The organism is Cupriavidus sp. 05T313 (assembly GCF_056396665.1).
In genome coordinates this window covers 17101-43223 of record NZ_JBFTLX010000007.1, presented here as the reverse complement: position 1 = coordinate 43223, position 26123 = coordinate 17101, and the positions used below count along the sequence as shown (strand labels likewise).

The 26123-nt window shown below is 66.8% G+C and carries 26 protein-coding genes; 14 read left to right on the top strand and 12 right to left on the bottom strand.

The genetic code is table 11. From position 1 onward, the window contains the following. Window positions 1–43 precede the first annotated feature (43 nt). Window positions 44–712: a hypothetical protein gene (locus tag AC1DKD_RS02895; protein ID WP_441628953.1), complete on the top strand. Its 669-nt coding sequence runs from the start codon at window positions 44–46 to the stop codon at window positions 710–712. Between the two features lie 77 nt (window positions 713–789). On the opposite strand, the gene dapB is transcribed toward AC1DKD_RS02895, so the two are convergent. Beyond that, a complete protein-coding gene (gene dapB / locus AC1DKD_RS02890; RefSeq protein ID WP_441628955.1) occupies window positions 790–1599 on the bottom strand; it encodes a 4-hydroxy-tetrahydrodipicolinate reductase in 810 nt (269 codons plus the stop codon). A gap of 92 nt (window positions 1600–1691) precedes the next feature. Then, window positions 1692–2141 (bottom strand): Lrp/AsnC family transcriptional regulator, encoded by a 450-nt coding sequence (locus AC1DKD_RS02885; RefSeq protein ID WP_441628957.1) that lies wholly within the window; start codon window positions 2139–2141, stop codon window positions 1692–1694. 312 nt (window positions 2142–2453) lie between these two features. Here AC1DKD_RS02885 and AC1DKD_RS02880 point away from each other — a divergent pair, with 312 nt between their 5' ends. The 3 genes from AC1DKD_RS02880 (at window position 2454) to AC1DKD_RS02870 (ending at window position 5440) form a co-directional block, all read left to right on the top strand. Next, window positions 2454–3581: a saccharopine dehydrogenase family protein gene (locus AC1DKD_RS02880; protein WP_441628973.1), complete on the top strand. Its 1128-nt coding sequence runs from the start codon at window positions 2454–2456 to the stop codon at window positions 3579–3581. After that, window positions 3578–5098, top strand: coding sequence for an L-piperidine-6-carboxylate dehydrogenase (gene amaB, locus AC1DKD_RS02875; protein ID WP_441628959.1), 1521 nt, complete (start codon window positions 3578–3580; stop codon window positions 5096–5098). The genes AC1DKD_RS02880 and amaB overlap by 4 nt, the downstream gene beginning before the upstream one ends. A 132-nt stretch (window positions 5099–5230) precedes the next feature. Then, complete coding sequence (locus AC1DKD_RS02870; protein ID WP_441628961.1) at window positions 5231–5440, top strand: hypothetical protein; 210 nt, start codon at window positions 5231–5233, stop codon at window positions 5438–5440. 45 nt (window positions 5441–5485) lie between these two features. Here the strand turns inward: AC1DKD_RS02870 and AC1DKD_RS02865 are convergent, their stop codons facing one another. The 6 genes from AC1DKD_RS02865 to hemA form a co-directional block, all read right to left on the bottom strand. Next, window positions 5486–6085 carry a UbiX family flavin prenyltransferase gene (locus AC1DKD_RS02865; RefSeq protein WP_045238842.1) on the bottom strand — a complete coding sequence of 200 codons (600 nt, stop codon included), beginning with the start codon at window positions 6083–6085 and terminating at the stop codon, window positions 5486–5488. Window positions 6086–6092: 7 nt separating this feature from the next. Then, the gene (grxD, locus tag AC1DKD_RS02860; RefSeq protein ID WP_035875397.1) at window positions 6093–6404 is read right to left on the bottom strand and encodes a Grx4 family monothiol glutaredoxin; all 312 of its coding nucleotides are present in this window, start codon (window positions 6402–6404) and stop codon (window positions 6093–6095) included. A 115-nt stretch (window positions 6405–6519) separates the two neighbouring features. Next, window positions 6520–7443, bottom strand: a complete 924-nt coding sequence (gene prmC / locus AC1DKD_RS02855) for a peptide chain release factor N(5)-glutamine methyltransferase (RefSeq protein WP_441628964.1) — start codon at window positions 7441–7443, stop codon at window positions 6520–6522. Between the two features lie 200 nt (window positions 7444–7643). Next, a complete protein-coding gene (locus AC1DKD_RS02850; protein ID WP_045238844.1) occupies window positions 7644–7970 on the bottom strand; it encodes a hypothetical protein in 327 nt (108 codons plus the stop codon). A gap of 234 nt (window positions 7971–8204) precedes the next feature. Then, a complete protein-coding gene (gene prfA, locus AC1DKD_RS02845; protein WP_477142906.1) occupies window positions 8205–9287 on the bottom strand; it encodes a peptide chain release factor 1 in 1083 nt (360 codons plus the stop codon). Between the two features lie 133 nt (window positions 9288–9420). Next, on the bottom strand, window positions 9421–10725 hold the full coding sequence (hemA, locus tag AC1DKD_RS02840; RefSeq protein ID WP_477142919.1) for a glutamyl-tRNA reductase: 1305 nt from the start codon (window positions 10723–10725) through the stop codon (window positions 9421–9423). Between the two features lie 263 nt (window positions 10726–10988). Here hemA and AC1DKD_RS02835 point away from each other — a divergent pair, with 263 nt between their 5' ends. Continuing rightward, a complete protein-coding gene (locus AC1DKD_RS02835; protein WP_441634171.1) occupies window positions 10989–11225 on the top strand; it encodes a hypothetical protein in 237 nt (78 codons plus the stop codon). 79 nt (window positions 11226–11304) lie between these two features. On the opposite strand, the gene AC1DKD_RS02830 is transcribed toward AC1DKD_RS02835, so the two are convergent. Further along, window positions 11305–12072 (bottom strand): 5'-methylthioadenosine/adenosylhomocysteine nucleosidase, encoded by a 768-nt coding sequence (locus tag AC1DKD_RS02830; protein ID WP_441634169.1) that lies wholly within the window; start codon window positions 12070–12072, stop codon window positions 11305–11307. A 156-nt stretch (window positions 12073–12228) separates the two neighbouring features. Here AC1DKD_RS02830 and AC1DKD_RS02825 point away from each other — a divergent pair, with 156 nt between their 5' ends. Genes AC1DKD_RS02825 through AC1DKD_RS02815 form a run of 3 tightly spaced genes read left to right on the top strand, consistent with a single transcriptional unit; the run spans window position 12229 to window position 14899 of the window. Then, complete coding sequence (locus AC1DKD_RS02825; RefSeq protein ID WP_441634167.1) at window positions 12229–13284, top strand: DUF2157 domain-containing protein; 1056 nt, start codon at window positions 12229–12231, stop codon at window positions 13282–13284. Further along, window positions 13281–14402, top strand: coding sequence for a DUF4401 domain-containing protein (locus AC1DKD_RS02820; RefSeq protein WP_441634165.1), 1122 nt, complete (start codon window positions 13281–13283; stop codon window positions 14400–14402). Before AC1DKD_RS02825 ends, AC1DKD_RS02820 begins: the two co-directional genes overlap by 4 nt. Beyond that, window positions 14399–14899 carry a GDYXXLXY domain-containing protein gene (locus AC1DKD_RS02815; protein ID WP_441634163.1) on the top strand — a complete coding sequence of 167 codons (501 nt, stop codon included), beginning with the start codon at window positions 14399–14401 and terminating at the stop codon, window positions 14897–14899. Before AC1DKD_RS02820 ends, AC1DKD_RS02815 begins: the two co-directional genes overlap by 4 nt. Before the next feature lie 258 nt (window positions 14900–15157). Here AC1DKD_RS02815 and AC1DKD_RS02810 read toward each other — a convergent pair whose 3' ends face one another. Then, complete coding sequence (locus tag AC1DKD_RS02810; protein ID WP_441634161.1) at window positions 15158–15562, bottom strand: PIN-like domain-containing protein; 405 nt, start codon at window positions 15560–15562, stop codon at window positions 15158–15160. Beyond that, window positions 15559–16197 carry a DUF433 domain-containing protein gene (locus tag AC1DKD_RS02805; RefSeq protein WP_441634159.1) on the bottom strand — a complete coding sequence of 213 codons (639 nt, stop codon included), beginning with the start codon at window positions 16195–16197 and terminating at the stop codon, window positions 15559–15561. The genes AC1DKD_RS02810 and AC1DKD_RS02805 overlap by 4 nt, the downstream gene beginning before the upstream one ends. A 595-nt stretch (window positions 16198–16792) precedes the next feature. Between AC1DKD_RS02805 and AC1DKD_RS02800 the strand changes: the two genes are divergently transcribed. Further along, window positions 16793–17083, top strand: coding sequence for a hypothetical protein (locus AC1DKD_RS02800; protein ID WP_441634157.1), 291 nt, complete (start codon window positions 16793–16795; stop codon window positions 17081–17083). A gap of 128 nt (window positions 17084–17211) precedes the next feature. On the opposite strand, the gene ychF is transcribed toward AC1DKD_RS02800, so the two are convergent. Further along, on the bottom strand, window positions 17212–18303 hold the full coding sequence (gene ychF / locus AC1DKD_RS02795; protein WP_441634155.1) for a redox-regulated ATPase YchF: 1092 nt from the start codon (window positions 18301–18303) through the stop codon (window positions 17212–17214). A gap of 331 nt (window positions 18304–18634) precedes the next feature. Here ychF and AC1DKD_RS02790 point away from each other — a divergent pair, with 331 nt between their 5' ends. The 5 genes from AC1DKD_RS02790 to AC1DKD_RS02770 all read left to right on the top strand — a co-directional run bounded on the left by AC1DKD_RS02790 (window position 18635) and on the right by AC1DKD_RS02770 (window position 26113). After that, window positions 18635–19891 (top strand): UbiH/UbiF family hydroxylase, encoded by a 1257-nt coding sequence (locus AC1DKD_RS02790; protein ID WP_441634153.1) that lies wholly within the window; start codon window positions 18635–18637, stop codon window positions 19889–19891. A gap of 50 nt (window positions 19892–19941) precedes the next feature. Continuing rightward, window positions 19942–20691: a DsbC family protein gene (locus AC1DKD_RS02785; protein WP_441634151.1), complete on the top strand. Its 750-nt coding sequence runs from the start codon at window positions 19942–19944 to the stop codon at window positions 20689–20691. A gap of 81 nt (window positions 20692–20772) precedes the next feature. Then, the gene (acuI, locus tag AC1DKD_RS02780) at window positions 20773–21762 is read left to right on the top strand and encodes an acrylyl-CoA reductase (NADPH) (protein WP_477142905.1); all 990 of its coding nucleotides are present in this window, start codon (window positions 20773–20775) and stop codon (window positions 21760–21762) included. Between the two features lie 54 nt (window positions 21763–21816). Next, window positions 21817–23622 (top strand): M61 family metallopeptidase, encoded by a 1806-nt coding sequence (locus tag AC1DKD_RS02775; RefSeq protein WP_441634148.1) that lies wholly within the window; start codon window positions 21817–21819, stop codon window positions 23620–23622. Between the two features lie 25 nt (window positions 23623–23647). After that, on the top strand, window positions 23648–26113 hold the full coding sequence (locus AC1DKD_RS02770) for an FUSC family protein (protein ID WP_441634146.1): 2466 nt from the start codon (window positions 23648–23650) through the stop codon (window positions 26111–26113). The last annotated feature ends 10 nt before the right edge of the window (window positions 26114–26123 follow it).

The following is a 26123-nucleotide window of genomic DNA, read 5'->3' as shown; positions in this document are numbered from 1 at the left end:
GCGCAGGGGGCGCTCCAATCCGGAGCTTTTCTCAGGAGTCTGGATGAAATACCCCCTCGCCGGGCTGGCCCTTGCCAGCCTGCTGCTGGTTTCGCCCTGGGCGGGCGCCGCGCCCAAGGATGGCGCCGCCGACAAACTGGCGCCGATGCTCGAGAGCCTGGAGATCGGCAGCCCGCTGCCCACGCTGCCCGATTGCGCCGACAAGCGCACCCCCGATGGCCGCGACGTGACCGCCCTGTGCGTCGAAGTGCGCGGCGACGGCGTGATGCGCCAGGTCGGCGTACCGCGCGACAAGCGGCCCGCCTTCATGGACGGCCCGCACGTAGTCGCCTTTGTGGACCGCAACGCCCTGGTCGGGCTGATCGTGCCGACCGATGGCGTGCGCTCCGAAAAGACGGCGGTGGACAGCCTGACCGCGCGTTACGGCAAGCCCTTCCGCTCGGAACAGGTGGAGATGAAGGACAAGGCCGGCCAGCCCGTCAAGAGCACGCATGCCGGCTGGATGAGGAAGCCGCTGACCGTGGAGCTTTACGCCATTCCGGACGATCCCAACAACGGCACCATCGAAATGCTGCTGCCCCAGGCCCGCGTGCTGATGGCCGACCAGGACAAGGCCATGGCGCAACAGCTCAATCCCAATGCCGCTTCGGCAGCGCCGGCGGCGCCGGCGAGCAAGCCGGAGGCGAAGAAGGGGAAGGACGGGAAGTGGTGAGAGGGCGCGCCAGCGCCGCCTGAAGTGCCGGATTGTGCTTGCTCGCCTCTCCTCTCGGGGCGAGAGGCGAGCGAAGCTCAAAGCCCTTCCATCACCTTGTCCAGCCCGCGCACCAGCCCGGTCACCGCGTGCACCTTGCGGATCGCCAGCAGCGCACCGGACACATAAGGCTTGGAGCCATCGCCGGCCTCATGCTTGAGGTGCAGGCGTTGCCCGTCGGCGCCAAAGATCACCTCCACGCCCAGCTGGTACCCAGGCAGCCGCACCGCGTGCACCTGGCTGCCGGACAGGGTCGCGCCGCGGGTTTCCTTCGGGCCCTTGACCTGGTCGACGGGGACCACTTGCGCGGCTTCGCGGACCTGCCCCAGGCGATACGCCAGTTCGCGCACCGTGCCGGAGGGCACATCGATCTTGCCGGCCTTGGCGTAGTCGATGATCTCCCAGTGCTCCAGGTGGCGCGCGGCCATCTCGGCGAACTTCTGCAGCAGCACCACGGTAATGGCGAAGTTGCCGCAGGCCAGCACGCCGCGCCCGGCCTGGCGCGCGGCGGCGTCGATCTCGGCGTAGTCCTCGTCCGACAGCCCCGACGTGCCGACCACCACATGCGCGCCCTTTGCCAGCGCCTGCAGGATGTTGCGCTTGGCGACGTCCGGCTTGGTGTATTCCACATAGACGTCGCAGGCGCCGTCCGCCAGTTCGTCGATGCTGGCCACCGCCACGCCGGGTGTGCCCTTGTGCGCGGTCAGTTCGGCCAAGGTCTGCCCGGCGGCGCCGCGCGACAACCCGGCCACCAGCGTCATATCGTCCGCGTGCGCCACCCCGCGCGCCAGTTCGCCGCCGGCCCAGCCGGTCACGCCGCCCACGGCGACTCGAATGCGATTGCTCATCGTCTTGCTCTCCTGATCTGGATGGTTTTCCGGGATGTCCCGGCTGCCTGCCAAGTTGTGCAGCATAAGCCTTTTGCGCTTTCGCCGCTGTGTCAGCCCGCGGCCCGGCGCCGGTCGATCTTGCGCGCCAGCACGATCGACGTGGTGGTGTGGTTGACGCCGTCCAGCGCGCCGATTTCGTCGAGCAGCTTGTCCAGGCGGGCATGCGTGTCGCAGCGGATCACCGCCATGTAGTCCACGGGGCCACTGACCGAATTGAGTTCCTCGATCTCGGGAAAGCGCTGCAGCGCCCGCACCACGGCCGGCGCGGTCTTTGGCATCACCGACAAGCCGCAGAACGCCAGGATGGCATTGTCTTCCATCTCCTGGCCAAGCCGCACGCCATAGCCGGCGATCACGCCGTCGCGTTCGAGCCGCGCGATCCGGGCCACCACGGTGGTGCGGGCAATGCCGAGCTTGCGCGCGAGATTGGCGGCGTTCTCGCGCGCGTTGGCCTGCAGCAGGGAGAGCAGGTGGCGGTCGGTCTGATCGAGTTCGGTCATGGGCTTGGCGCGGTTCGCGAAGGCAGAAAACAAGTCGGTCTTGACGATTCGACCGATGGTCTCGTCGATTCGTTCGATTGTGAGGCCCTTTCGTCAATCTTGTCCCTTCATTCTGGCTTTGCCCGCAACCATACTTCAAGCACGGACGAAGGCCGATCCACACTTTCCACGAGGGACATCATGACCTGCATCACGCCAACCGGCCATCTGGACCAGACTGGACGAACCACCCAAGCCGCGGTGTCCGCCGCGCAGCCCGCCAACCCGGCCGTTTCCGTTACTCCCGGCACCCCCGCCCGCAATGCCAGGCAGATGCCGATGCGCGTGGTCGTGCTGGGCGCAGGCAAGATCGGCCGCACCATCGCCGTCATGCTGCATGACAGCGGCGACTACCGCGTCACCCTGGTCGACCGCGAACCCGCCCATCTCGAAGGCTTGCCCGAAGGCATCGCCGTGCGCGTCGGCGACCCGGGCCAGGACCAGGATTGCGCCTGCCTGCTGGGCGGCGCGGACGCCGTGCTCAACGCGCTGCCATTCCATGCCGCCGTCGCCGTGGCCACGGTCGCGGTCAGCCTCGGCGTGCACTATTTCGACCTGACCGAAGATGTTGCCGCCACCCACGCCGTCCGCCGGCTGGCCGAAGGCGCGCGCTCCGTGCTGATGCCGCAGTGCGGGCTCGCACCGGGGTTTATCGGCGTGGTCGGCAACGATCTCGCCCAGCGCTTCCTGCGTGGCGGCGGCGAACTGCTCGACCTGAAAATGCGCGTTGGCGCGCTGCCGCGCTACCCGAGCAATGCACTCAAGTACAACCTGACCTGGAGCACGGAAGGGCTGATCAACGAATACTGCAATCCGTGCGAAGCCATCGTCGATGGCCGCCGCGTGGAAGTGCCCGCACTGGAAGGGCTGGAGAGTTTCTCGCTGGACGGCATCGAGTACGAAGCCTTTAATACGTCTGGCGGGCTCGGCACCTTGCCCGAGACACTGGCCGGCCGGGCGCGCGACGTGGACTACAAGTCGATCCGGTATCCGGGGCACTGCGCGGTAATGAAGCTGTTGCTCAACGACCTGCGCCTGCGCGAACGCCGCGACTGGATGCGGGAAATTTTCGAGAGCGCGATTCCCGCCACGCGGCAGGATGTGGTGATCGTGTTCGCCAACGCAACCGGCTATGCGGCAGGCGGCAAGGGCGGGCGTGGCCCGCTGACGCAGGCTTCGTTCTCGGTGCGCATCGGCGGTGCCGATACGGCCGCGGGCCACGTCAATGCGATCCAGCTCACCACGGCGGCCGGCATCTGCACCGCGCTGGACCTGGTTGCCAGCGGCGAACTGCCGCAGGCCGGCTTCGTGCCGCAGGAGGCGATGCCGCTGGACACTTTCCTGGCCAACCGTTTCGGCCGACACTACACCCGTCATCCGCTTCAAGAGGCAATGGTATGAAAGCAAAGGAATTCGCGGCCTGCTGGCAGGCCATCGGGCTGACGGCGCCCTGGCGCGACGGCGAAGGTCCGGCCGGCGCATTGCCGGTGCGCTCGCCCATCGACGGCGAGGCCTTCGGGCATCTGCCCGCATGCACGTTGCCTGATGCCGATGCACGCATCGGGCGCGCCCGTGCGGTGCAGGCAAGCTGGGCGCTGGTGCCCGCGCCGGTGCGGGGCGAAGTCGTGCGGCGCTTTGGCGAAGTCCTGCGCGAGCACAAGAAGCATCTCGGGCAACTGGTCTCGCTCGAAGCCGGCAAGATCCTGCAGGAAGGGCTGGGCGAGGTACAGGAGATGATCGACATCTGCGACTTCGCGGTTGGCCTGTCGCGCCAGCTGCACGGCCTGACCATCGCTTCCGAGCGGCCCCAGCATGCGATGCGCGAGACCTGGCATCCCTATGGCCTGTGCGGCGTCATCTCTGCCTTCAACTTCCCGGTGGCGGTATGGGCCTGGAACGCGGCGCTGGCGCTGGTGTGCGGCAACGGGGTGATCTGGAAACCGTCGGAGAAGACCCCGCTGTGCGCGTTGGCGATGCAAGGCTTGCTGGACGGCGTGCTGGAGATCGCGGCGCCGCAGCACGTTGGCATCGCCACGGTGCTCCCGGGCGGTCAGGCGCTGGGCCAGCATCTGGTCGAGCATGCCGATGTGCGGCTGATCAGCGCGACGGGCTCCACCCGCATGGGCCGCGAAGTGGGCATTGCCTGCGCCGAACGCTTCAAGCGCGCCATCCTGGAGCTAGGCGGCAACAACGCCGCGATCATCGCGCCATCGGCCGACCTTGAACTGGCCATCCGCGCCATGACGTTCTCCGCCGCCGGCACCGCGGGGCAGCGCTGCACTTCGTTGCGCCGCGCCTTCGTGCATGTCGATGTGCTGGAAGCCGTGACGTCGCGGCTGGTCCAGGTGTTCGGCCGCCTGCAGGTGGGCGATCCGCTCGCCGAGTCGACCCTGGTCGGCCCGCTGATCGATGGCGCTGCCGGTGCCGCCATGGCTCGCGCGCTGCTCCGGTGCCGCGAGCACGGCAACACCGTGCACGGCGGCGAGCGCGTGCTGGCGGAGCGTTTCCCCAATGCCGAGTATGTTCGGCCGGCGCTGGTGCTGACCGATCGCCAGCACGAGACGATGCTGACGGAAACCTTCGCGCCGATTCTCTATGTGATGCCCTACACCATGCTGGAGGAGGCCGTCGCGCTGAACAATGCGTCGGAGCATGGCTTGTCGTCTTGCATCTTCACCGAGTCGCTGCGCGAGGCGGAACGCTTCATGTCGGCCGCGGGGAGCGATTGCGGGATCGCCAATGTGAATATCGGGACCAGCGGGGCGGAGATTGGTGGCGCGTTTGGTGGGGAGAAGGCCACCGGTGGGGGGCGGGAATCCGGGTCGGATGCCTGGAAGGGGTATATGCGCAGGGCTACCAATACGGTCAACTATGGCGACGCGTTGCCGTTGGCGCAGGGGGTCAGGTTTGAGATATAGGGTGGTCGCGCGGGTTTTTACCTTCGCCTAAACGTTGCGATTCGTAACAAGGGTTACAGGGCGTTGCCCCTGTATTACCAAGCTGGCCCGTATAACGTTCTTGAGGCTACACAAAGCCGCAAGGACGATGAAATGAAGACGTGGATGATGGGAATCGCGGTAGCGGGTGCCGCCATGCTGGGCGGTTGCGCGGTGTACCCGGCTTATCCGGGCTATGGCGGCGAGGTTGCCGTTGCGCCCGCACCGGTCTATGCCGCTCCGGCGGTGGTGGTGAGCCCGGGCTATTACGGTGGATACGGCTACTACGGCGGATACGGCCGCCGTTATCGCTACTGGCGTTGACGGCGGGCACCGCAGGCGCCTGCCGCGCTGCGTTTGCGGGAGGTTTCAGGCCTGGCCGTTGAGTCCGGCCCAGCTCGGCGCCAGTGTCTGCGGTACGTCGATCAGGTCCAGCACGCGGCCAACGGTGTGGTCGACCAGTTCGGCCACGCTCTGCGGCTTCTGGTAGAAGCCGGGGACCGGGGGGAAGATGATGCCGCCCATCTCGGTGACGGCGGTCATATTGCGCAGGTGCGCTAGATTCAGCGGCGTTTCGCGCACCATCAGCACCAGCTTGCGGCGCTCCTTGAGCGTGACGTCGGCGGCGCGGGTGATGAGGTTGTCGGACATGCCGTGGGCTACCGCCGCCAGCGTGCGCATGGAGCAGGGCGCCACCACCATCGCGTGGGCTGCGAAGGAGCCGCTGGCGATGGTCGCGCCGATATCGCGCACGTTGTGGACGACGTGGGCAAACGCTTCCACCTCGGCCTTGCCCATGTCGAGTTCGTGCTGCAGGTTCATCACGCCTGCCGGCGAAATCAGCAGGTGGGTTTCGATGCCGGGCGCGGCACTGAGTATCTGTACCAGGCGGACCCCGTAGACCGCGCCGGTGGCGCCGGTGATCGCGACGACGATGCGCCGCGGCTTGGCGTCACCCGCTGCGGTCATCGCGCGCTCAGGCCTTGAGCAGCGATTGCAGTTCGCCGTTCTGGTACATCTCCATCATGATGTCCGAGCCGCCGACGAATTCGCCGTTCACGTAAAGCTGCGGAATGGTTGGCCAGCTGGCGTATTCCTTGATGCCCTGGCGGATGCCTTCGTCTTCCAGCACATTGACCGTGGTCGGCGCGTCGACGCCGCAGGCCTTCAGGATCTGGATGGCGCGGCCGGAGAAGCCGCACATCGGGAACTGGGCGGTGCCCTTCATGAACAGGACCACCGGGCTGCCCTTGACGATCTGGTCGATCTTTTGCTGCACGTCACTCATGATGTCTCTTTACGGTTGAATGCGGTGCCGGTTCGGGCGCCGCCATCTGGAAATCGGAGGGCGCGTGATGTACGCGCCTGCAAGCGATTGATTTTACCGGAATCGGCCGCTTGCTTCAGGCGCCCGCCCCGGACGCGGGTTGCAGCCGCGCGCCGGTGCAGCGCTCGTGGTCCGCCAGGTCGCGCACGGTGAAGATTTCCGTCATGCCGGCCGCGGCCAGCAGGTCGCGCGCAGCCTGGCCCTGGTCATAGCCATGTTCCATCAGCAGCCAGCCACCCGCATGCAGGCGCGCGCGCGCCCCGGCCACGATGGCGGCCAGGTCGGACAAACCATCGCCGTGATCGGTCAGCGCGTCGATCGGCTCGAAGCGCAGGTCGCCCTGGGCCAGGTGCGGGTCGCCGGCGGCGATATAGGGCGGATTGCTGACAATCAGGTCGAAGCGCAGGCCGCCGGGCAGCCCGGCATACCAGTCGGAGGCGAGAAAGCGCACATTGGCGGCGCCGAGCGCGCGTGCGTTGCCTTCGGCAACCTGCAGGGCGCCGGGCGATATGTCGGTGGCCCAGACTTCGGCGTCGGGACGCTCGCATGCAAGGGTGACTGCCAGCGCGCCCGAGCCGGTGCCCATGTCGAGCACGCGCGGGGATGGCAGCGGGGCCARCAGCTTCAAGGCGGCTTCCACGGCGATTTCCGTGTCCGGGCGCGGAATCAGCACATCGGGCGTGACGCGGAAGCCGCGCCCGAAGAATTCACGTTCACCCAGCAGGTAGGCCACCGGCTCCCCGGCCAAGCGGCGCCCCAGCAGGGCCGCGATGCTTTCGCGCTGGACGGGGTTCAGCGTTTCGTCATCGCGGGTGATCAACTGCGTGCGGGACAACCCGGTGACGTGGCTCACCAGCAGCCGCGCTTCGAGCGCCGGCAATCCCGCTGCGGCAGCCAACGCCAGGACTTCACGCACAGTGGCCGCTTCAGGCAAGGCGACTGGCGTGGCGGCATGCGGGCCGGCGGCTGCGGAGGAGGCGTTGGACTGGGTGCTGGACATGGGGCGGCGGGGCAGGGCGAGGCGCGCCACGGGGGCGCAAGACGGAAGACCGGAAGCGAAAACGAACAAGGGAAAAGCAAAACCCCGTCGGGAGGCGCCCGGACGGGGTTTGCAGTGTAACGCGCTTGCCTGAGCGGCGGGCACTTTCGGGCCGCCCGCGCGATCGCTGCGGGCAGCGTGAAACGCGTAAGGTGCGGGAATTACTTGTTGACGGTGTCCTTGGCCTTGTCGGCGCTGGCGTTGACGGCGTCCTTGGTAGCTTCCTTGGCCTTTGCCATGGCGTTGTCGGCGTCTTCCTTGGCCTTGTCGGCAGCGGCCGAGACATCGGAAGCGGCACTGTTCGCGGCAGCCTTGGCGGCATCGGCGGCATGGCCGGCGGCGGCTGCGGCATCGCTGGCGGCGGCCTTGGCGGATTCGGCGGCGTTCTGCATGGCGCTTTCGGCGCTCGACGTGGCCGGGGCTTCGTCCTTCTTGCCGCAGGCGGCCATGGCGGCGGTGATCATCAGCAGCGCGAGCAGTTTCTTCATGATTTCGTCCTTTTGTCCGTTTTAGAGTAGCGACACGCCGACCTCTGGATGGCGGCTCGGTCGAAAACGATTATAGACAGCGAAAAATGGCACGCTAGTGCTGTTGCAAGCATTTACAACAGATACAAAGGTTTTCGTTCAGATATCTCGATTTACGCCTCGCGATTCGACTGATTACCCCGGCGATAGTTATTTTTTCGCAATAACGTGGTATTGCCGCGCGTCGATTCGCGATTAATGTCCTTCGCCGAGCGCCGCCAATTGATCGGCCTGGTGTTCCGCGGCCAGCGCGGACAACAGTTCGTCCAGGTCGCCGTCCATGATCATGTCGATCTTGTAGAGCGTCAGGTTGATCCGGTGATCGGTCACCCGCCCCTGCGGGAAGTTGTAGGTGCGGATACGGTCGCTTCTGTCGCCGGTGCCGATCAGGTTGCGCCGGGTAGTGGCTTCTTGCGCCTGGGCAGCGCGCAGCTTCTGGTCCATCAAGCGGGCGGCCAGGACTTTCATGGCCTTGTCCTTGTTGCGGTGCTGGCTGCGGTCGTCCTGGCATTCCACCACGATGCCGGTGGGCAGGTGGGTGAGGCGCACCGCCGAATCGGTCTTGTTGACGTGCTGGCCGCCGGCACCCGAGGCGCGGAAGGTATCGACGCGCAGGTCGGAGGGATTGATCTCGATCTCGCCCACCTCGTCGGCCTCGGGCATCACCGCCACCGTGCAGGCGGACGTATGGATGCGCCCCTGCGCCTCGGTGGCCGGTACGCGCTGCACGCGATGGCCGCCGGATTCGAACTTGAGCCTGGAGAATGCCGCATCGCCGGCGATCCGGATAATCACTTCCTTGTAGCCGCCCAGGTCCGACGGGGATTCGCTCATGACCTCCACCTGCCAGCGCTGGCGCTCGGCGTAGCGCGTGTACATGCGCAGCAGGTYGSCCGCGAACAGCGCGCTTTCCTCGCCGCCCGCGCCGGCACGGATTTCCAGCAGCAGATTGCGGTCATCGTTGGGGTCCTTGGGCAGCAGTAGTTTCTGCAGGCTGCCTGCCAGCGTTTCCAACTGTTCGCGGGCCGCGGTGATTTCATCGGCGGCGAACTCCCTCATCTCGGGATCGTCCAGCAGCGCCTGCGCGGTGGCGAGGTCGTCCTGCGCCTGGCGATACTGCGCATATTGCTCGGCCACCGGAGACAGTTCGGCATGCTCGCGGGTGAGCTTGCGGTACTGGTCGATCTTGGCGGTGGCGTCCTCGCGCGCTAGCAGGGCGTTGACTTCGTCGAGCCGCTCGGCCAGTTGGTCGAGCTTGGTGAGCATGCTGGCTTTCATGGATATCCGGGGACGCGATGAAACGGTGGGTGCGAAATGTTGCTGGGGTGAGGCTGCGTGCGGCGCGGCGGAACGGGCCGGGGCAACGCAAGGCTGGCCACGCGCAGGACACGCGCGGCCGAGGTGAGCGCGGCTAGCGCTCGGAGTGGCTGCTGTGGCGGAACAGGCCGGGCACCAGGCGCAGCAGGGTTTCGCGGTCGTCGCCCTGGGTGTGGTTCAGCGCGTGGGTGGGGCCATGCAGGAATTTGCGGGTCAGCGCGCCGGACAGTGCTTCGAGCACAGCCTCGGGGTCGTCGCCGCGCGCCAGCATCCGGCGCGCGCGCTCCAGCTCGGCCTGGCGCATGGCCTCGCCCTGCGCCTGCAGGTCACGGATGACCGGCACCACGCTGCGGGTTTCCAGCCAGTGCATGAAGTTCTGCACGCGGCTCTCGATGATGGCTTCCGCCTGGGCCACGGCCGCCTGGCGCATGGCGTTGCCCTCGCGCACGATGGCACCGAGGTCGTCCACGGTGTACAGGAAGACGTCATCCAGGCGTGCGACTTCGGGCTCGACGTCGCGCGGCACGGCCAGGTCCACCATCATGATGGGGCGGTGGCGGCGCAGCTTGACCGCGCGTTCCACCGCGCCCAGSCCGATGATSGGCAGSGAACTSGCGGTGMASGACACCACGATGTCGAACTCGTGCAGSCGCKCGCCCAGGTCCGACAGGCGGATCGCCTCGGTGGTCAGGCCCTGGCCGGCAAGCTGCTCGGCGAGCTTCTCGCCGCGCTCGACGGTGCGGTTGGCCACCACGATCTGGCGTGGCGTTTGCGCTGCAAAGTGCGTTGCGCACAGCTCGATCATTTCTCCCGCGCCGATAAACAGCACGCGCTGGGTCGAGACGCTTTCAAAAATCCGCTGGGCCAGCCGTACCGCGGCGGCCGCCATGGACACCGAATGCGCGCCGATCTCGGTCTGGCCGCGGACTTCCTTGGCCACCGCAAAGGTGCGCTGGAACAACTGGTTCAGGTAGGTGCCCAGCGCGCCGGCTTCGCCGGCTGTGCGCACCGCATCCTTCAGCTGGCCCAGGATCTGGGTTTCGCCCAGCACCATCGAATCCAGCCCGCTGGCTACCCGGAACGCGTGGCGTACGGCTTCCGACTGCGGCAGGGAATAGAGGTGGGGCGCGAGTTCTCCGGCCGGCACGTTATGATGCTGCGCCAGCCAGCGCAGCGTGTGCTCGAAGCCTTCCGACCCCGACACCAGCACATCGGTCGCGCAGTAGATCTCGGTGCGGTTGCAAGTGGAGAGGATGGCGGCTTCGGTGCCGTTCCTGCCCGCCAGGTGGGTGCGCAAGGCGCCCAGCGCGGGTTTGATCTGCTCGAGCGGAAACGCCACCCGTTCGCGCAGCGAGACGGGCGCCGTGGTGTGATTGATACCGATCGCGAGCAGTTGCATGGTGGGGAGCATGTCTCTCTGGCCGGGCTCCGGGCAGCGGCTTTGCAGGCTGCAGCGCGGGAGTCAGGTGCAATCCGGGCATGAATTCAAGCGCGGATTCCGGCGCAAAGCGCCGCCGAACCGGGCTACATTATAGCGCCCGGCGCGGATCTTGCCGTGGTACGGATGGGTGAAGGCCGGCATTACCGTATTGTTATGGCCACGCACGGCCTTCAGGGGAGCCGTCGAAGCAAGCCGCCATTTCAGGAATACAGGAGAAAGTGATGTTGGGTACGCTGGTGGTAGGGGTGCTGGTCGGGCTGGCGGCGCGGTGGCTGCACCCGGCGGGCCGGGTCAGCCTGCTGGCGGCGATGCTGTTCGGGGCGTTGGGGGCGCTGGCCGCGTTTTACGGCGGGCAGGGCTTGCACTGGTTTGTTGCCGGGCAGATGGCGGGCTGGTTTGCGGCGATCCTGGGAGCAGGCCTGCTGGTGGGTGTTTGGGGTGTTGCCAGGGGGCGGTAGACGGTGCCCGGATGCCTGGCTCAAAGTGAATGCCGAGTTTAAATACAAGGCATCCGAATCTCAGTTCGAAAACCTCCCCTTACCCGCGCAGTTCCAAAAACCGCCTCAAAACCCCGCTCGAATAGTGGCTGGCCACCTCGGTCAAGAACGCCGGGAAATCCACATGCGCACTATCGTCGGCCCGATCAGATAGCGTGCGCATCACCGCATGCCGCACGCCATACTCATGGCAAACCTGCGCCACCGCGGCGCCTTCCATTTCCACCGCCAGCACGCCGGGCAAGCGCTCGCGCAACTCGGCCGCGGCGGCGGGGGAGCCGATGAACTGGTCGCCGCTGGCGATCATCCCCACATGCAGCCTGGGCGCGCTGACCCCGAAGCGCGCCAGCACGCCGGCCGGGACGGAGGTCGGCAGATCATCCCGCAGGTAGCCTGCCACTGCATCGCGCAGCGCGGCGGTAAGCGCCGGGTCGGTGGGGAATTCAGCGCGATCCAGCAGCGGGACCTCATGCCGGGCAAAAAACGGCCGCGCGTCCAGGTCGTGCTGCAGCGTGCGGTCCGCCACCACCACGTCCCCGACCCGCGTCTCGGCCCCGATGCCGCCGGCCAGGCCGGTGAAGACGATCTCATCCACGCCGAACTCGCGCACCAGGGTGACCGTGGTGGCCGCCGCCGCCACCTTGCCCATGCGCGCGAGCACCAGCACGCAGCGCTGGCCGTAGAGATGGCCAACGTGATAGTCGCGCATGCCGATAGTCCGCACGGTGGCGCGGGCGTCATCGTGGCGCATGGCGGCGATCAGGCCGTCGACTTCATCGTGGATGGCGGCGAGGATACCAAGGGTCATGGCGAGGCGTGGCTGGGTTGGAGAAACGCACAGCATACCGGGCCGGGACAGGGCGGCAAAGCAGCGCTGTTGCATGTTCCCGCTCACGCAAGGAAAGCTGCGCAGAGGCGGCGCCTTTGCTACAGTGCGCTGGCGTATCCATCACATGGGGCATCAATGCAGGCAACCACAACGCAGGGTTTTCAAGACCGGCGGGCAGCGCGCCAGGCGCTGGCACACTGGCGTGAGCAGGGCGTGCTCGGCGCCGACGGCGTGGCCGCCGGCTGGCCAGGGACCGAGCCCGACGCGGCGCAGTGGCGGACCTGGCTCGATCGCACGTTGCTGATGCTGGGCGCCGCGCTGCTGTGCGCCGGCGTGATCGTGTTCTTCGCCTTCAACTGGCAGGACCTGCACAAGTTCGCCAAGTTTGGCCTGCTGGCCGGCGCGCTGACGCTGCTGGCGGGATTCGCCTGGCTGCGCCCGCCCGCCGACATGGCGGGGCTGGCGGCGCTTTGCGGCGCCCAGGTGGTGGCCGGCGTGCTGCTGGCCGTGATCGGGCAGGTCTACCAGACCGGCGCGGACGCGTGGCAGCTGTTCGCCCTGTGGGCACTGCTGGCGATCCCGTGGGCGCTGGCCGCGCGCGCGGCGCCGCACTGGTGGGTGGTGATCGTGCTGGCCAATGTCGCGCTGCTGCGGTATTTCAGCGTGCGCCTTGGCGTGGGCGGCATGTTCGACCTGCTGTTTGGCGCGGCTGGCGAACGCGCCACCACGCTCTCGCTGCTGGCGGCCACGCTCGTGCAGCTGGTGCTGTGGTTCGCGCTGCGCGCAGCGGCGCCGGCCTACGGCTTTCGCGGGCTGGCCAGCGCGCGCATCCTTGCCACGCTGGCGTGCGCCTACGCCGGCTGGCTCGGCCTCGCCAGCATCCTGCACAACCGCTTCGATCCCGCCATGTTCGGCGTGGCCATGCTCACGCTGGGCGGGCTGCTGGCCTGGTTCCGGCTGCGGGCATTCGATGTGGTGGCGCTCAGCCTGGCCAGCTTCTCGGTCATCGTGCTGCTGGTGACCGGGGTTGCCCGGCTACTGCTGGAGGGCAGCCGGGACGCGTTCGGCGCCTTCCTGATCCTCGGGCTGCTGACCATCGGTCTGTCCGCGGCGGCGGCGGCTTGGCTGCTGCGCGCCTATCGACACCACGGTCAAGCCCAAAGCGGCGCGCCCAATGGAGAGCCGGCATGACCAGCGACCGTCACGTAGTACAAAGGTTGTGGCAGGACCTGGCCGCGCTCGGCTTGGTGCAAGGGCAGCCGCAAGCCGCACAAGGGCGCACGCCATGGGCCGTCAGGCTGTTGATGGGACTTGCGGGCTGGCTCGGTGCGGTGTTCTTCCTCGCCTTCCTGCTCGGCTCGGTTTTTGTGGCCGCGCGCGACAACGCCACGGCAATGGCGCTCTGCGGCGCCGCCATGATCGCGCTGGCCGCGGTGCTGTACCGGCGCCGCGCGGGCGCCACCGCGCTCGAGCAATTCGCGCTGGCCGTCAGCCTCAGCGGCCAGGGCCTGCTCGTGTACGGCGCGAGCCAGGCCTACGGCGGCGGCCGCCTGCTCGAATCGGCCGCCTTCTGGGGCGCGCTCGCGCTGCTGGAGGCCGTGCTCTATGTGCTGGTCAGCAACCGGCTCCATCGCTTCCTGGCCGCGCTGGGCGTATGGACCGGCGTGGCCCTGGCGCTCCACCTGGCCATGACGCCCGGCCTGCGCCACGTCTGGCAAGCCATGAGCTTCTCGCTAGGCTGGCTCGCGCCCTTCGCCATGACGCTGCTCACCGGCTTCGTGGTGGCGGAAGGGCGGCTCTGCGCCGCCGGTCTGCACAACTGGATCGAGCCGGCCGCGGATGCCACGCTGCTGTTCGCACTGGGCGCGGCCCTGGTGGTGACCGGCCTCAGCCAGCCTCAGGCACTGCTGTTCGATGCCGATACCGGGCGCCACGCCGGCAACTACTGGATGGCTGGCGCGCTGTTTGGCGCGGTGCTCGCCGCGTTTGTACTTGCCGAGGCAGGCCGGATGCAGCTAAGCCCGGCAGTGCGGGGCAGCGCGCTTGTCGGCGCGGTGCTGTTCAGCGCGTTGCTCGCCGGTGCGCCGGCGGTAGTCGCCGCCGCCCTCGCGCTCGGCCTGGCGCTGCGCCGCGGCTCGCTGCCCTGGCTGGGCCTGGCCGTCGCCGCGCTCGGCAGCGGCTTCATCTGGTACTACAGCGCGCTGCACTGGACGCTGCTGATCAAGTCCGCCACGCTCGCCGGCGCCGGCATCGCCGTGCTGCTGCTGCGCCTGGCGCTGCGCCGCGAAGGCGCAAGGAGACAAGCATGAAACGCTGGATATTGTTGGCATGGGTGCTCACGCTCGGGCTGGCCGCCTTCGCCATCGCCGGCAAGGAACGGCTGCTGGCGCATGGCGGCACCGTCTACCTGCGACTGGCGCCAGTCGATCCGCGCTCGCTCATGCAAGGCGACTACATGGCACTGAACTTTGCCATCGCCGAGTCCATCCGCCAGGCAGGCAAGCTGCAAGGCATCGAGCCCACCCGCGAGCAAGTTGCCGTGATCCGCCGCGATGCACGCGGCGAAGCCACCTTCGTGCGCCTGTACACGGGCGCGGCACTGGCCGGCGGCGAGCAACTGCTGCGCTTCCAGAACGTGCCGACCCGCTGGGGCGGCGTGCAGGCACAGGTGTCCACCGATGCGTTCTTCTTCCAGGAAGGGCAGGGGGCGCGGTTCGAGAAGGCGCGCTATGGCGAGTTCCGCGTAGGGCCGGACGGACAGGCGCTGCTGGTGGGGCTGCGGGGGGAGGATTTGGGGGCACTGTGARAGGTGACAGTTGCCGTCAGCATGCCGCTGTGCGCCAACCATGATTGGATCGGCTGGAACATCAGAGCCGATTCACATTGCTGCGTTGTGTGACCGCCGGCTTGATGGCGCTCGCAGATGCCGGAGGCCCGACGCAAAGCGCGCACTGGTTGCAAGCCCGCGCCTTTTGTAGCTTCCTTGTCCAGGCCAGGTCGAGATCGGGCGTTGGTGCCACAGCCATTGGCATAGGGTGTCGTGAGACGCCGCTTTGCGCCTGTCCTAGAGTTTGACTTGTTCGAACTGGCCTTTGCCAGAGAAGTTGAAGGGAACCTTGAAGGCGGCTCCGCCTTTGATTCCTTCAGATTGCTCGATGATCCGTAGCCACCACCGCACCAGATTGTGCGCAATATCCCAGAGCCTATGGTTTGACCAGCTTTTGTCGAGAAAGAAGACAATTAGCCCCGCACGGCGTAGTGCTTCTCGCTCGAGGCCTTTGTTCAGCTTGTCGTGCGTGATGACCGCCCATCCACCTTCTTGCGAGAGAGCGTCGATCCAGGCCGCATCCGTTGTGTCTTGTGGGAAGCGGTCTCGCAAGGGAGCGACGGAGTGCCCGTATGGTTCGGAAAGCGAGTGGAGCGCCCGTGCCAGCGCTGGAGAGAGATTGTTGTCAGCGAAGAACTTCACGCTACCAGGCGTTCTTCAAACGCGACTGCGGCCTCCACCGAGGCAACAGGCACTTCATACAACCTGGCAACAAGCTGTTTGTCGCCTTCGGCCTGGAATGCCTCGGCGAGGATTGAAGTTCTGATGGCGCCATCAGTGACAATGGGCTTGCCGAAGGCGATTGCAGGATCCAAGACCACGGCCTTGCTGCGCAGCGTCGGGTACCAGCGCGCGGCGGCATCGTCAGCACCAAATTCGATGCCACGATACAAAGAGGGCTCGATGATCTTCTGAAACGCGTACTGGCTTTTCACCAAGTCCAGCAATTCGGTCTCACCGGATTCTTGTATGGTGGACGCGAAGATTGTGCGGCCGTCCGTCTGGAAACGGCGGGAGGTAAAGGGATGTGGCAGGGCAAAAAGCTCGCGTGCCTTGCGGCTGGCGAGGCGTATCGTTTGCAGGCTGACGCCGTGCTGGCGAAACGCTCGGACGAATCGGACTTCCAGCAAATCATGAAAACTGATCCCATCCACGTCCGCTTCCGCCAGTTCGGTCTCCCAAAGTGGAGCAACCGGGACCGCATGCCGGGTTGTCTTGTCCCGATATGCATAGCCGTCCAGCCAGCGCCGCAGGTCGCGCACGGGTCGCAGCTTCATGGAAGGTGTATAGGCCAATGCCAGTCAACTTCATCATTGCCCCCTCCTTCCACGTAGTGTCCTGCCAGCTAAATGCCGGCGGCGAATCTGGATATTTTAGCGGCTTCGCGGGCGTGCAGTTGTCATGTTTTCGTTAACACGCTCCGGTGCCTGACCGGCGTGAGTCTACTAGGGAGCAGCTCCAATCTGTGTTTGTGCTTCTTCGTGGAGTCAGCAGCCGATGCCTCGGGAATGCGCAAGATCATTGCTGCCGGCGCTATACTAGGGGAGCCGCTGCAACCACAGCGACCGGGATTGGCGTCCCGAAAACGTAGGCGGATAACCGCCGCCAGGCGGTTTTTTCCGTCGCGCCTTCGCACGTCCCTATGGGCGGGCCTGGGCGGGGGAGCCTTCGGGCTCGCCGGTTCCCTACGTTCTGGTACGCCAACCCTGCCTTGCGCCCGCCCACCCCGATTGGCGTCGGGGGAGCGGAGTTGAAACCGCAACGTAGGAGGCATCTGCATGCCCCAGTCTTCGTACGCCCATTTCGGGCAATCTGTATTTCCCCAAACTCCTCCCGGTTAGCGCGAGCGCGCTTCCCAACGGAGGGCGTTCGATGTGTAAGCACCCGCAGTACAACATTAGCGCCGAGCAGACAGGCCGCGATATCTTCGTGACCGCGCACGCTGCATCCGAAAGCCCGCTTAGCCTCGCCGCGGAAAAGGCTGCCCAACTCAACGCGCTGCTGTCGGTCGCGATCGAGAACGCTGCCGGTGGCACCCTTGCGAACTTGACTGACGAGACACAAGGTCACCTGCTCTCGCTGGCGGCGACACTCGCTAACGAAGCGCTGGTGTTGAGCGAACTCGCGGTCTTGCGGGACTCGGAGGGCGCGCATGATGGATGAATTTGCGGTGGCTCGGCACGAGCGACGGGCCGTCACCTGAAACAGAAAGCCCCGCAGGCACACATGCCTTGCGGGGCTCATTTTTCGTCGCCCGCCGAATCCAGCCGGCGGACAGTGGCGCAGTCTGCTTAGACGTTAAACAAGAAGTTCATCACGTCGCCATCCTTCACCACATACTCCTTGCCTTCCGCGCGCATCTTGCCGGCTTCCTTGGCGCCTTGCTCACCTTTGTAGGTAATGAAGTCTTCATAGGCGATGGTCTGGGCGCGGATGAAGCCGCGTTCGAAGTCGGTGTGGATCACGCCGGCCGCCTGCGGAGCGGTGTCGCCCACATGGATCGTCCACGCGCGCACTTCCTTCACGCCGGCGGTGAAATAGGTCTGCAGGCCCAGCAGGGTAAAGCCCGCACGGATCACGCGGTCCAGGCCGGGTTCTTCCATGCCGAGGTCGGCCAGGAACTCGGCCTTGTCCGCATCGTCGAGGTCGGCGATCTCGGCTTCGATGGCGGCGCAGACGGCCACGACCGGCGACTTGGTCTTGGCGGCGTGGGCGCGCACGGCGTCCAGGTGCGGATTGTTCTCGAAGCCGTCTTCACGCACGTTGGCTACGTACATGGTGGGCTTGGCGGTGATCAGGCACAGCGGCTTGATGGCGGCCCATTCTTCGTCCGACAGGTCGAGCGTGCGCACGGCCTTGGCTTCGTTGAGCACGGCCTGGGCCTTTTCCAGCACGGCCACCAGGCGCAGCGCTTCCTTGTCACCGGCGCGCGCGGGCTTGATGTAGCGGGCGTGGGCCTTTTCCACGGTGGCGAGGTCAGCCAGCGCCAGTTCGGTATTGATCACCTCGATGTCGGACAGCGGATCGACCTTGCCGGCGACGTGGATGACGTTCTCGTCCTCGAAGCAGCGCACCACGTGGGTGATGGCGTCGGTTTCGCGGATATTGGCCAGGAACTGGTTGCCCAGGCCTTCACCCTTGGAGGCGCCCGCCACCAGGCCGGCGATGTCGACGAATTCGACCACGGCCGGCAGGACGCGCTCGGGCTTGACGATCTCGGCCAGGTTGACAAGCCTCGGATCCGGCACTTCCACCACGCCCACATTGGGCTCGATGGTGCAGAACGGGTAGTTCTCGGCGGCGATGCCGGCCTTGGTCAGGGCGTTGAACAGCGTGGACTTGCCGACGTTGGGCAGGCCGACGATGCCGCATTTGAGGCTCATGGTAAACCTTTAAAAATCAATGGGTTGCGGTTCGCCCTGGGTGCGTCTGGCGCGGTTGGCGCGGCGATTGGGACGCAGAGGGGAAAAGTGCAGCACGAGGCAAGACAGCCAAAGCGGGGCTTCACTCACCGCTTTTGTGCCGGAATTGCCATCGGAAAGATGGCTATTGTAACCTCGCCAGACGTTGCGCTGAACCCGCCGGCCGCTCCCTCTGGTCCTCGTATTTCCTCGCTCTCCGCAGGTACCCCCGTTTGCCCTGCACGTTACGCGGCCGGTTCCGACGCGCGTGGGTACGGCAAGGGCAATGTGCCGGGGTGGCTATAATTCACGCATGACTCGTCCATCTCCCTCCCGTTTCCAGGTTGCCGTGGTCGGCGGCGGCATCGTCGGCAAGGCTTGTGCGTTGCTGCTGGCCCAGCAGGGCATGCAGGTGGCGCTGATCGCGCCGCGGCCCCGCGGGGCCGTGCCGGAGCCGGACCAGTGGGACAGCCGCATCTACGCCTTCTCGGCGAGTTCGCAGGCGTTGCTGGAGCAGTTGCGTGTGTGGGAGGCGCTGGATCCCGCACGGATGCAAATGGTGTCCGATATGCGTGTGTTCGGCGATGTGAGCGCAGCGCAGGCCGATACCCCGGCCGCCGGCGACCTGCATTTTTCGGCATATGCCGCGACCGTGCCGCAACTGGCCTGGATCATCGAATCCGGCCATGTCGAGCGCGTGCTCGATACCGCCTTGCGTTTCCAGCCACAGGTGCACTGGCATGACGATACCGCGGCGGCCTTCGCGCGCGACCACGAGGGCGCCACGCTGACGCTCGCCGGTGGCGACAAGGTGCGCGCCGCCTGCGTGGTGGGCGCGGATGGCGCGCGTTCGTGGCTGCGCGACCAGTGTCATATCGCAGTTGCGAAGCGCCGCTACCGCCAGCTCGGCGTGGTGGCCAATTTCGAGTGCGAGCTCCCGCATCAGGACACGGCCTGGCAGTGGTTCCTGGGTACGCCCCCCAAGCTGATGGCCGACGAGGAGCCCGCCAACGGCGAGATCCTGGCGCTGTTGCCTTTGCCCGGACGCCGCGTCTCCATGGTGTGGTCGGCCGAGGAGGGCCACGCGAGCGACCTGCTGGCGCTGTCTCCGGAGGCACTGGCTGATACCGTGATGCAGGCCGCCAGCGGCGCCGTGGGGCGCCAGTTCGGCGCGCTGCGCTGCGTGACGCCGGCGCAGGGCTTCCCCCTGGTGCTGCAGCGCGCCGAGCAGTTCGTCCAGCCGCACGTGGTACTGGTAGGCGACGCAGCGCACGTGGTGCACCCGCTGGCCGGCCAGGGCATGAACCTGGGTTTGCGCGATGTGGCGGAACTTGGCCGCGTAATGGCCGACAAAGAGTCTTTCCGTGGCGAAGGCGACCTGCGCCTGCTGCGCCGCTATGAGCGGGCGCGCGCCACAGACCTGCTTTCCCTGACGGCTGCCACCGATGGCCTGCACCGGCTGTTTTCCCTGCCTGGCGGCATCGCACGCGCAGTGCGCAATACCGGCATGAGGGCGGTGGGAGGGCAGCCGCTGCTTAAACGTTTTCTTATCGGGCGCGCGCTGGGCTGAGCCCCGAGCCCGTCTCACGCGTACCGAACCATCGATTCACTGGAGTCAACATGTTGCAATTCCTGCGCCGCCGTACCGCCCTGTCAGCCACCATCGTTGGCGGTTTGGCGGCTGCCGGCTTCGCGCTCCACGCCATGGCTGCCGGCGATCCCGGCACCGACCGCATCAAGGAATCGATGCAGAAGATGCTCGGCGGGCGCGCCGAAGTGAAGAGCGTGGCCAAGACCCCGGTGCCCGGCTTGTTCGAAGTCAATGTCGGCGGCCAGGTGGTCTATACGGATGCGACCGGCCGCTACATCATCAATGGCGAGATGGTCGACAGCAAGACCGGCACCAACCTGACCGAGGAGCGGCTGGCCGAAATCAACCGCATCAAGTGGTCGGACCTGCCGCTGGCGCGCGCCATCAAGTGGAGCAAGGGCGACGGCAGCCGCCAGGTGGCGGTGTTCTCCGACCCGAACTGCGGTTACTGCAAGCGCATCGAGCAGACCTTCCAGCAGATGGACAACATCACGGTCTACACCTTCCTCTATCCGGTGCTGTCGCCAGATTCCTCCGTGAAGGCCAAGCAGGTCTGGTGCGCAACCGACCGCACCAAGGCCTGGCGCGACTGGATGCTGAGCCATGTGGCGCTGACCGGCAACGGCAGCTGCAAGACGCCGGTGGATGACAACCTGGCGCTCGGCCAGAGCCTGAATATCACCGGTACCCCGGCAGTGTTCTTCATGGACGGCACCCGCATCCCCGGCGCCGCGGACGTTGCCACGCTCGAGCGCAAGCTCGCCAGCCTCAAGAAGTAAGCACTTGGCGCCGGCGGCCTCCCGGCGCTGCCGTGCCGGGGGCGTCCGGATGTCTTTCATCAAGAATCCGAAGGAGACACCATGACGTTCCAGGCTTTGCTGCTGACCCAGGCGGACGGCGCCACCCAGGCCGCCGTTACCGCGCTCGATGAATCCAGCCTCCCCGCCGAGGGCGACGTGCTGGTCGCCGTCGATTACTCCACCATCAATTTCAAGGACGGGCTGGCCATCACGGGCCGCTCGCCGGTGGTGCGCAAGTGGCCGATGGTCGCGGGCATCGACGGGGCCGGCACGGTGCTGGAATCCACGCATCCGCGCTGGAAGGCCGGCGACAAGGTCGTGCTCAACGGCTATGGCGTGGGCGAGACGCACTGGGGCTGCCTGGCGCAGCGCGCGCGCCTCAAGGGCGACTGGCTGGTGGCCTTGCCGGATGCCTTCACCACGCGGCAGGCCATGGCCATCGGCACCGCGGGCTATACCGCCATGCTGTCGGTACTGGCGCTGGAGCGCGCCGGGGTCAAGCCGGGCGATGGCGAGGTGCTGGTGACCGGTGCCTCGGGCGGGGTGGGCTCGGTCGCCATCGCGATCCTGTCCCGGCTGGGCTATCGCGTGGTGGCGTCCACCGGCAAGACTGCCGAGGCTGACTTCCTCAAAGCGCTGGGCGCGGCGGATGTCGTCGACCGCACCGAACTCGGCAAGCCGAACAAGCCGATGCAAAAGGAGCGCTGGGCSGSSGTGGTGGAYTCGGTSGGYTCGCAYACGCTGGTCAACGCCTGCGCSCAGGTGCGCTACGGCGGCGYSGTSACGGCSTGCGGGCTGGCGCAAGGACTGGACTTCCCGGGCTCGGTGGCGCCCTTTATCCTGCGCGGCATCACGCTTTACGGCATCGATAGCGTGATGGCGCCGATGGCGCGGCGCGAGGAAGCCTGGCAACGCCTGGCGCAAGACCTGGAGCCGGATCGCCTGCGCGCCATTACCCGCGAGATCGGCTTGTCCGAGGCGATCGAGGCTGGCCGCAAGATCGTCGATGGCGGCATGCGCGGCCGCGTGGTGGTGAACGTCAACGCCTGAGCCGGCGCGGGGTCCGGGGCAGGCGGGGCCGGGCATGGCGCTACAATCACGCTCATGAAGCCGATCCATTACGCCATCGCCCCGCTTCAACCCGAAGCGCACTTGTTCGCCGTCACTGTCACGGTCGACGCCCCCGATCCCGCCGGCCAGCAGTTCTACCTGCCGGCGTGGATTCCCGGCAGCTACATGATCCGCGACTTCGCACGCAATATCGTGCGCATCCGCGCGGATGCCGGCGGCAAGCCGGTGGCACTCGCCAAGCTCGACAAGCAGAGCTGGCAGGCGGCGCCGGTGGACGGGCCGCTCGCGCTCAGCTACGAGGTCTACGCCTGGGATCTGTCGGTGCGCGCCGCGCACCTCGACGCCACCCACGGATTCTTCAACGGCAGTTCCGTGTTCCTGTGCGCCGAAGGGCAGGAAGATCGTCCCTGCACGGTGGACATTCATGCGCCAGCCGGCGAGGCCTATACCGGCTGGCGCGTCGCCACCGCCATGCGCGAAGCGGCTGGCCGCGGCGGCGCCAAGCGCTACGGCTTCGGCCGCTACCAGGTTGCCGACTACGACGAGCTGGTCGACCACCCGGTCGAGATGGGCAACTTCACCATGGGCAGCTTCCGGGCCTGCGGCGCCCAGCACGACGTGGTGTTCACGGGCCGCGTGCCGCAACTCGACCTCGACCGCGTGTGCCGCGATCTGAAGCAGATCTGCGAAGCGCAGATCCGGCTGTTCGAGCCCAAGACGGAAAAAGCACCGTTCCTCGACAGCAACCGCCGCTACGTGTTCATGACCATGGTCACCACCGACGGCTACGGCGGGCTGGAGCATCGCGCCAGCACGGCGCTGATTTGCGGGCGCGCGGACCTGCCGGCGCTTGGCAAGGAGGAGGCCACCGAGGGCTACCGCACCTTCCTCGGGCTGTGCAGCCACGAATATTTCCACACCTGGAACGTCAAGCGCGTCAAGCCCGCGGCCTTCGTGCCGTACCGGCTGCGCGAAGAAACCTATACGCCGTTGCTGTGGCTGTTCGAGGGTTTCACCAGCTATTACGACGACCTGATGCTGGTGCGCAGCGGCCGCATCACCGAGAAGCAGTACGTGGAGCTGCTGGCCAAGACCTGGAACGGCGTGCTGCGCGGCAATGGCCGCACCAAGCAGAGCGTGGCCGAAAGCTCTTTCGATGCCTGGACCAAGTACTACCGCCAGGACGAGAACGCGCCCAACGCTATCGTCAGCTATTACACCAAGGGTTCGCTGGTGGCGCTGGCGCTGGATCTCACCATCCGCGCCAGGACCCGCAACCGGCGCTCGCTCGACGACATCATGCGCGCGCTGTGGCAGCGCTATGGCAGCGGCTTCTATGCGCCGGGCGCGCAGCAGCGCGGCGTCACCGAGGCGGAGCTGCATGCCTTGTTCGACGAGGTCAGCGGCCTGCGCCTGGGCGCGCTGCTGCGCTCGCTGACCGAGGGCACCGGCGAGCTGCAGCTGGCGGCGCTGTTCAAGCCTTTCGGCATCAAGGCGGTGCCGGCCAAGCCGGAGCGCAACGCCGCGCTCGGCATCAAGACCAAGAACGAAGACGGCTGGGTGCGCGTGACCCAGGTACTCGATGGCGGCGCGGCGCAGGCGGCCGGGCTTTCGGCGGGCGACCTGCTGGCCGCGGTGGATGGCCTGCGCGTGGCACCGGGGCAGCTCGACAAGCTGCTGGCGCGCTACCGCACCGGCGACAGCGCCGAATGCCACGTGTTCCGCCGCGACGAGCTGCACGTGCTGCCGCTGACCTTCGCGCGCGAGCCGGCGGCGCAGTACACCGTGACGGCCGAAGGCGGCCGCCAGGCCATGCGCGCGCGCTGGCTGGGCCTCTAGGCCGGTAAGGACCACACGCCGCCACATGCAATACGCGCACGACGCCCGCACCTTCGTCTATTCGCATTACGTCTATCGCGGGCTGCGCTCCGCGACCGGGGTGATCGGCGCCACGCTGATCGCCATGCAGTTCACGGACCTGCCCACCGCCATGGTGGTGTCGATGGGCGCGCTGTGCACCAGCCTGATGGACCTGCCCAGCCCGTTCAGCCACAAGTTCAATGAGATGCTGGCCAGCGTGCTGCTGTGCACGGCGGTGACCTTGCTGGTGGCCATGGCCACGCCGTTCCCGCGCGTGATGCCGCTGGTGCTGGTACTGGTGACCTTCATGGCCGGCATGATGACGGTGTATGGCAACAAGACCCTGCCATTGCAGTTCTCGGCCTTGTTTGTCATGACGCTGACCATCAACGAGGACTTCGTGGTGCGGCGCGCGTTCGAGCATGCCTTGTTGTTCGGCATTGGCGCGGTGGCCTACATGGCCTACGCGATGGTGGTGAGCTGGGCAACGCAGCGGCGCACCAAGCAGCAGGTGCTGGCCGAGGCRCTGTACGAGATGGCGGGCTACCTCCAGATCAAGGCGGGCTTTTACGATGCCGGCAATGACTACGAGGCGCAGTTCAACCAGCTGGTGCGCCAGCAGATCGTGGTGGCGGAGCGGCAGCAGGCGGCGCGCGACCTGGTGCTGCGCGGCAACACCACCACCCACGACGGGCTGCTGGTGCAGGTCCATTTGCGCATGCTGGACCTGTACGAGTACATCCTTTCCACCAATACGGATTACCCGCTGCTGCGCCAGACCTTTGCCGGCACGCCGGTGCTCGATCACCTGAGCCGGCTGGTACAGCTGATGTGCAAGGATGTGGAAGGGATCGCCTACGACATCACGCGTGGCCGGCCTTCCTACGCCACCGTGGACTACCGCCAGGAGCTGCGTGCGGTCGAGCACGAGATCGCGCAGCTGCGCCATCACCACATCAACGCCGCGGCGATGACGGCGGTGGCGGAGACGCTCGACATGATCAAGGGCGCCATCGTGCTGGTGGAACAACTGCACGAGGCGTCGCGCACGCCGGTGGAGCCCAGCAAGGTGCTGCCCGGGCCGGACATGACGCCCTTCCTCACGCGCCAGCGCTACGAGCTCAAGGTGCTGCGCGACAACCTGCACTGGAAATCGCCCGCCTTCCGCTTTGCGGTGCGCATCACCATGGCGGTGGGGGCGGGGCTGTGGATCGCCGATCACCTGCCGTATGTGTCGCACAGTTACTGGATCCTGCTGACCATCATCGTGATCCTGAAGCCCAACTTCAGCATGACCAAGCAGCGCTACAACGATCGCCTGATCGGCACGCTGATTGGCTGCGTGATCGCGGTAGCCGTGCTCAGGGTTGTGCACCAGCCGCTGATCCTGCTGGGCGTGCTGTTCCTGGCGCTGGTGGCGAGCACGGCGTTTTCCACCATCAAGTACCGCTACACCGCGGTGGCGGCCTGCGTGCAGGTGCTGATCCAGATCAACCTGCTGATGCCGGGCAGCCCCACCGTGGCTGGCGAGCGGCTGATCGATACCGTGATCGGCGGGCTGATCGCCACGGTGTTCAGCTTCGTGCTGCCCAGCTGGGAATACCGCGCGCTGCCCGCGCTGGTGGAGACCGTGCTTGAGGTCAACCGCCGCTACATTGCCGCCACGCGCGACCTGCTGCTGCGCGTGGCCAAGGACGATTTTGCCTACCGGGTGCAGCGCAAGCAGTTCATGGACAGCCTGTCCGCGCTGATTGGTTCGTTCCAGCGCATGCTCGACGAGCCAAAGAGCCGGCATCGCGCGGTGGACAACCTGAACCGCTTTATCGTGCAGAACTACCTGGTGGCGGCGCACGTGGCCGCGGCACGCATCCAGGTGCGCGAGCATTATGGCGAGCTGGATTTGCCGGCCGCCGAAAGCGCTATCCGCCAGGCCACCGATGCCGCTGTTCACAGTCTGCAACTGGCCAGTGAAAGGCTGGCCGAGGGCGATCGCTTCGGCGGGCGTGGCGCGGGATTCATTCGTCCGGCGAAGGGCAAGGCGGCGGTAAAGGAACCGAAGGCGGCTGACGTGGCCAACGAGAGCACCGGCGCCGCGATGGCAGGCGCTGCCGGGGTCGCCGTTGCGGGCGTAGCCGCCAGCGTCTCCGATGCCCATGCGGCCCGGACCGCCGACCTGGCGCTTGCCGCGGCCACCGCCGATGCGCCGCCGCCGTCCGAAGACGCCAGCGAGCGCCGTGCCCGCCTGGCCGATTCGGCCGACCGCCGCCGCGCCGATGTGCTGGTGCATGCCGCAGCGTCGGGCGAGCTGACACGCGCTGCCAGCGAAGCCGGCGGCACCGCCAGTACGGCCAGCTCAACCGGCCGCACCGCCAATGCCGTCCTGGAGCGCCGCCTGCGCGCGTTGCGCGAGGACACCGCAAAGATCGCCCTGCGCACCGGCGCGATCGGCCGCGCGATGCGGGAGCGCTAGGCTACCGGGC

Excerpts from the sequence above, each read along its gene's own strand:
- AC1DKD_RS02820 (WP_441634165.1), top strand. The coding sequence starts at position 13,281 with ATGACCAGCGACCGTCACGTAGTACAAAGGTTGTGGCAGGACCTGGCC.
- AC1DKD_RS02850 (WP_045238844.1), bottom strand. The coding sequence starts at position 7,970 with ATGAAGAAACTGCTCGCGCTGCTGATGATCACCGCCGCCATGGCCGCC.
- AC1DKD_RS02825 (WP_441634167.1), top strand. The coding sequence starts at position 12,229 with ATGCAGGCAACCACAACGCAGGGTTTTCAAGACCGGCGGGCAGCGCGC.
- AC1DKD_RS02785 (WP_441634151.1), top strand. The coding sequence starts at position 19,942 with ATGTTGCAATTCCTGCGCCGCCGTACCGCCCTGTCAGCCACCATCGTT.
- AC1DKD_RS02835 (WP_441634171.1), top strand. The coding sequence starts at position 10,989 with ATGTTGGGTACGCTGGTGGTAGGGGTGCTGGTCGGGCTGGCGGCGCGG.
- grxD (WP_035875397.1), bottom strand. The coding sequence starts at position 6,404 with ATGAGTGACGTGCAGCAAAAGATCGACCAGATCGTCAAGGGCAGCCCG.
- AC1DKD_RS02870 (WP_441628961.1), top strand. The coding sequence starts at position 5,231 with ATGAAGACGTGGATGATGGGAATCGCGGTAGCGGGTGCCGCCATGCTG.
- AC1DKD_RS02880 (WP_441628973.1), top strand. The coding sequence starts at position 2,454 with ATGCCGATGCGCGTGGTCGTGCTGGGCGCAGGCAAGATCGGCCGCACC.
- AC1DKD_RS02885 (WP_441628957.1), bottom strand. The coding sequence starts at position 2,141 with ATGACCGAACTCGATCAGACCGACCGCCACCTGCTCTCCCTGCTGCAG.
- ychF (WP_441634155.1), bottom strand. The coding sequence starts at position 18,303 with ATGAGCCTCAAATGCGGCATCGTCGGCCTGCCCAACGTCGGCAAGTCC.
- AC1DKD_RS02865 (WP_045238842.1), bottom strand. The coding sequence starts at position 6,085 with ATGACCGCAGCGGGTGACGCCAAGCCGCGGCGCATCGTCGTCGCGATC.
- AC1DKD_RS02790 (WP_441634153.1), top strand. The coding sequence starts at position 18,635 with ATGACTCGTCCATCTCCCTCCCGTTTCCAGGTTGCCGTGGTCGGCGGC.
- AC1DKD_RS02895 (WP_441628953.1), top strand. The coding sequence starts at position 44 with ATGAAATACCCCCTCGCCGGGCTGGCCCTTGCCAGCCTGCTGCTGGTT.
- AC1DKD_RS02775 (WP_441634148.1), top strand. The coding sequence starts at position 21,817 with ATGAAGCCGATCCATTACGCCATCGCCCCGCTTCAACCCGAAGCGCAC.
- dapB (WP_441628955.1), bottom strand. The coding sequence starts at position 1,599 with ATGAGCAATCGCATTCGAGTCGCCGTGGGCGGCGTGACCGGCTGGGCC.
- amaB (WP_441628959.1), top strand. The coding sequence starts at position 3,578 with ATGAAAGCAAAGGAATTCGCGGCCTGCTGGCAGGCCATCGGGCTGACG.
- AC1DKD_RS02805 (WP_441634159.1), bottom strand. The coding sequence starts at position 16,197 with ATGAAGCTGCGACCCGTGCGCGACCTGCGGCGCTGGCTGGACGGCTAT.
- AC1DKD_RS02815 (WP_441634163.1), top strand. The coding sequence starts at position 14,399 with ATGAAACGCTGGATATTGTTGGCATGGGTGCTCACGCTCGGGCTGGCC.
- AC1DKD_RS02830 (WP_441634169.1), bottom strand. The coding sequence starts at position 12,072 with ATGACCCTTGGTATCCTCGCCGCCATCCACGATGAAGTCGACGGCCTG.
- AC1DKD_RS02800 (WP_441634157.1), top strand. The coding sequence starts at position 16,793 with ATGTGTAAGCACCCGCAGTACAACATTAGCGCCGAGCAGACAGGCCGC.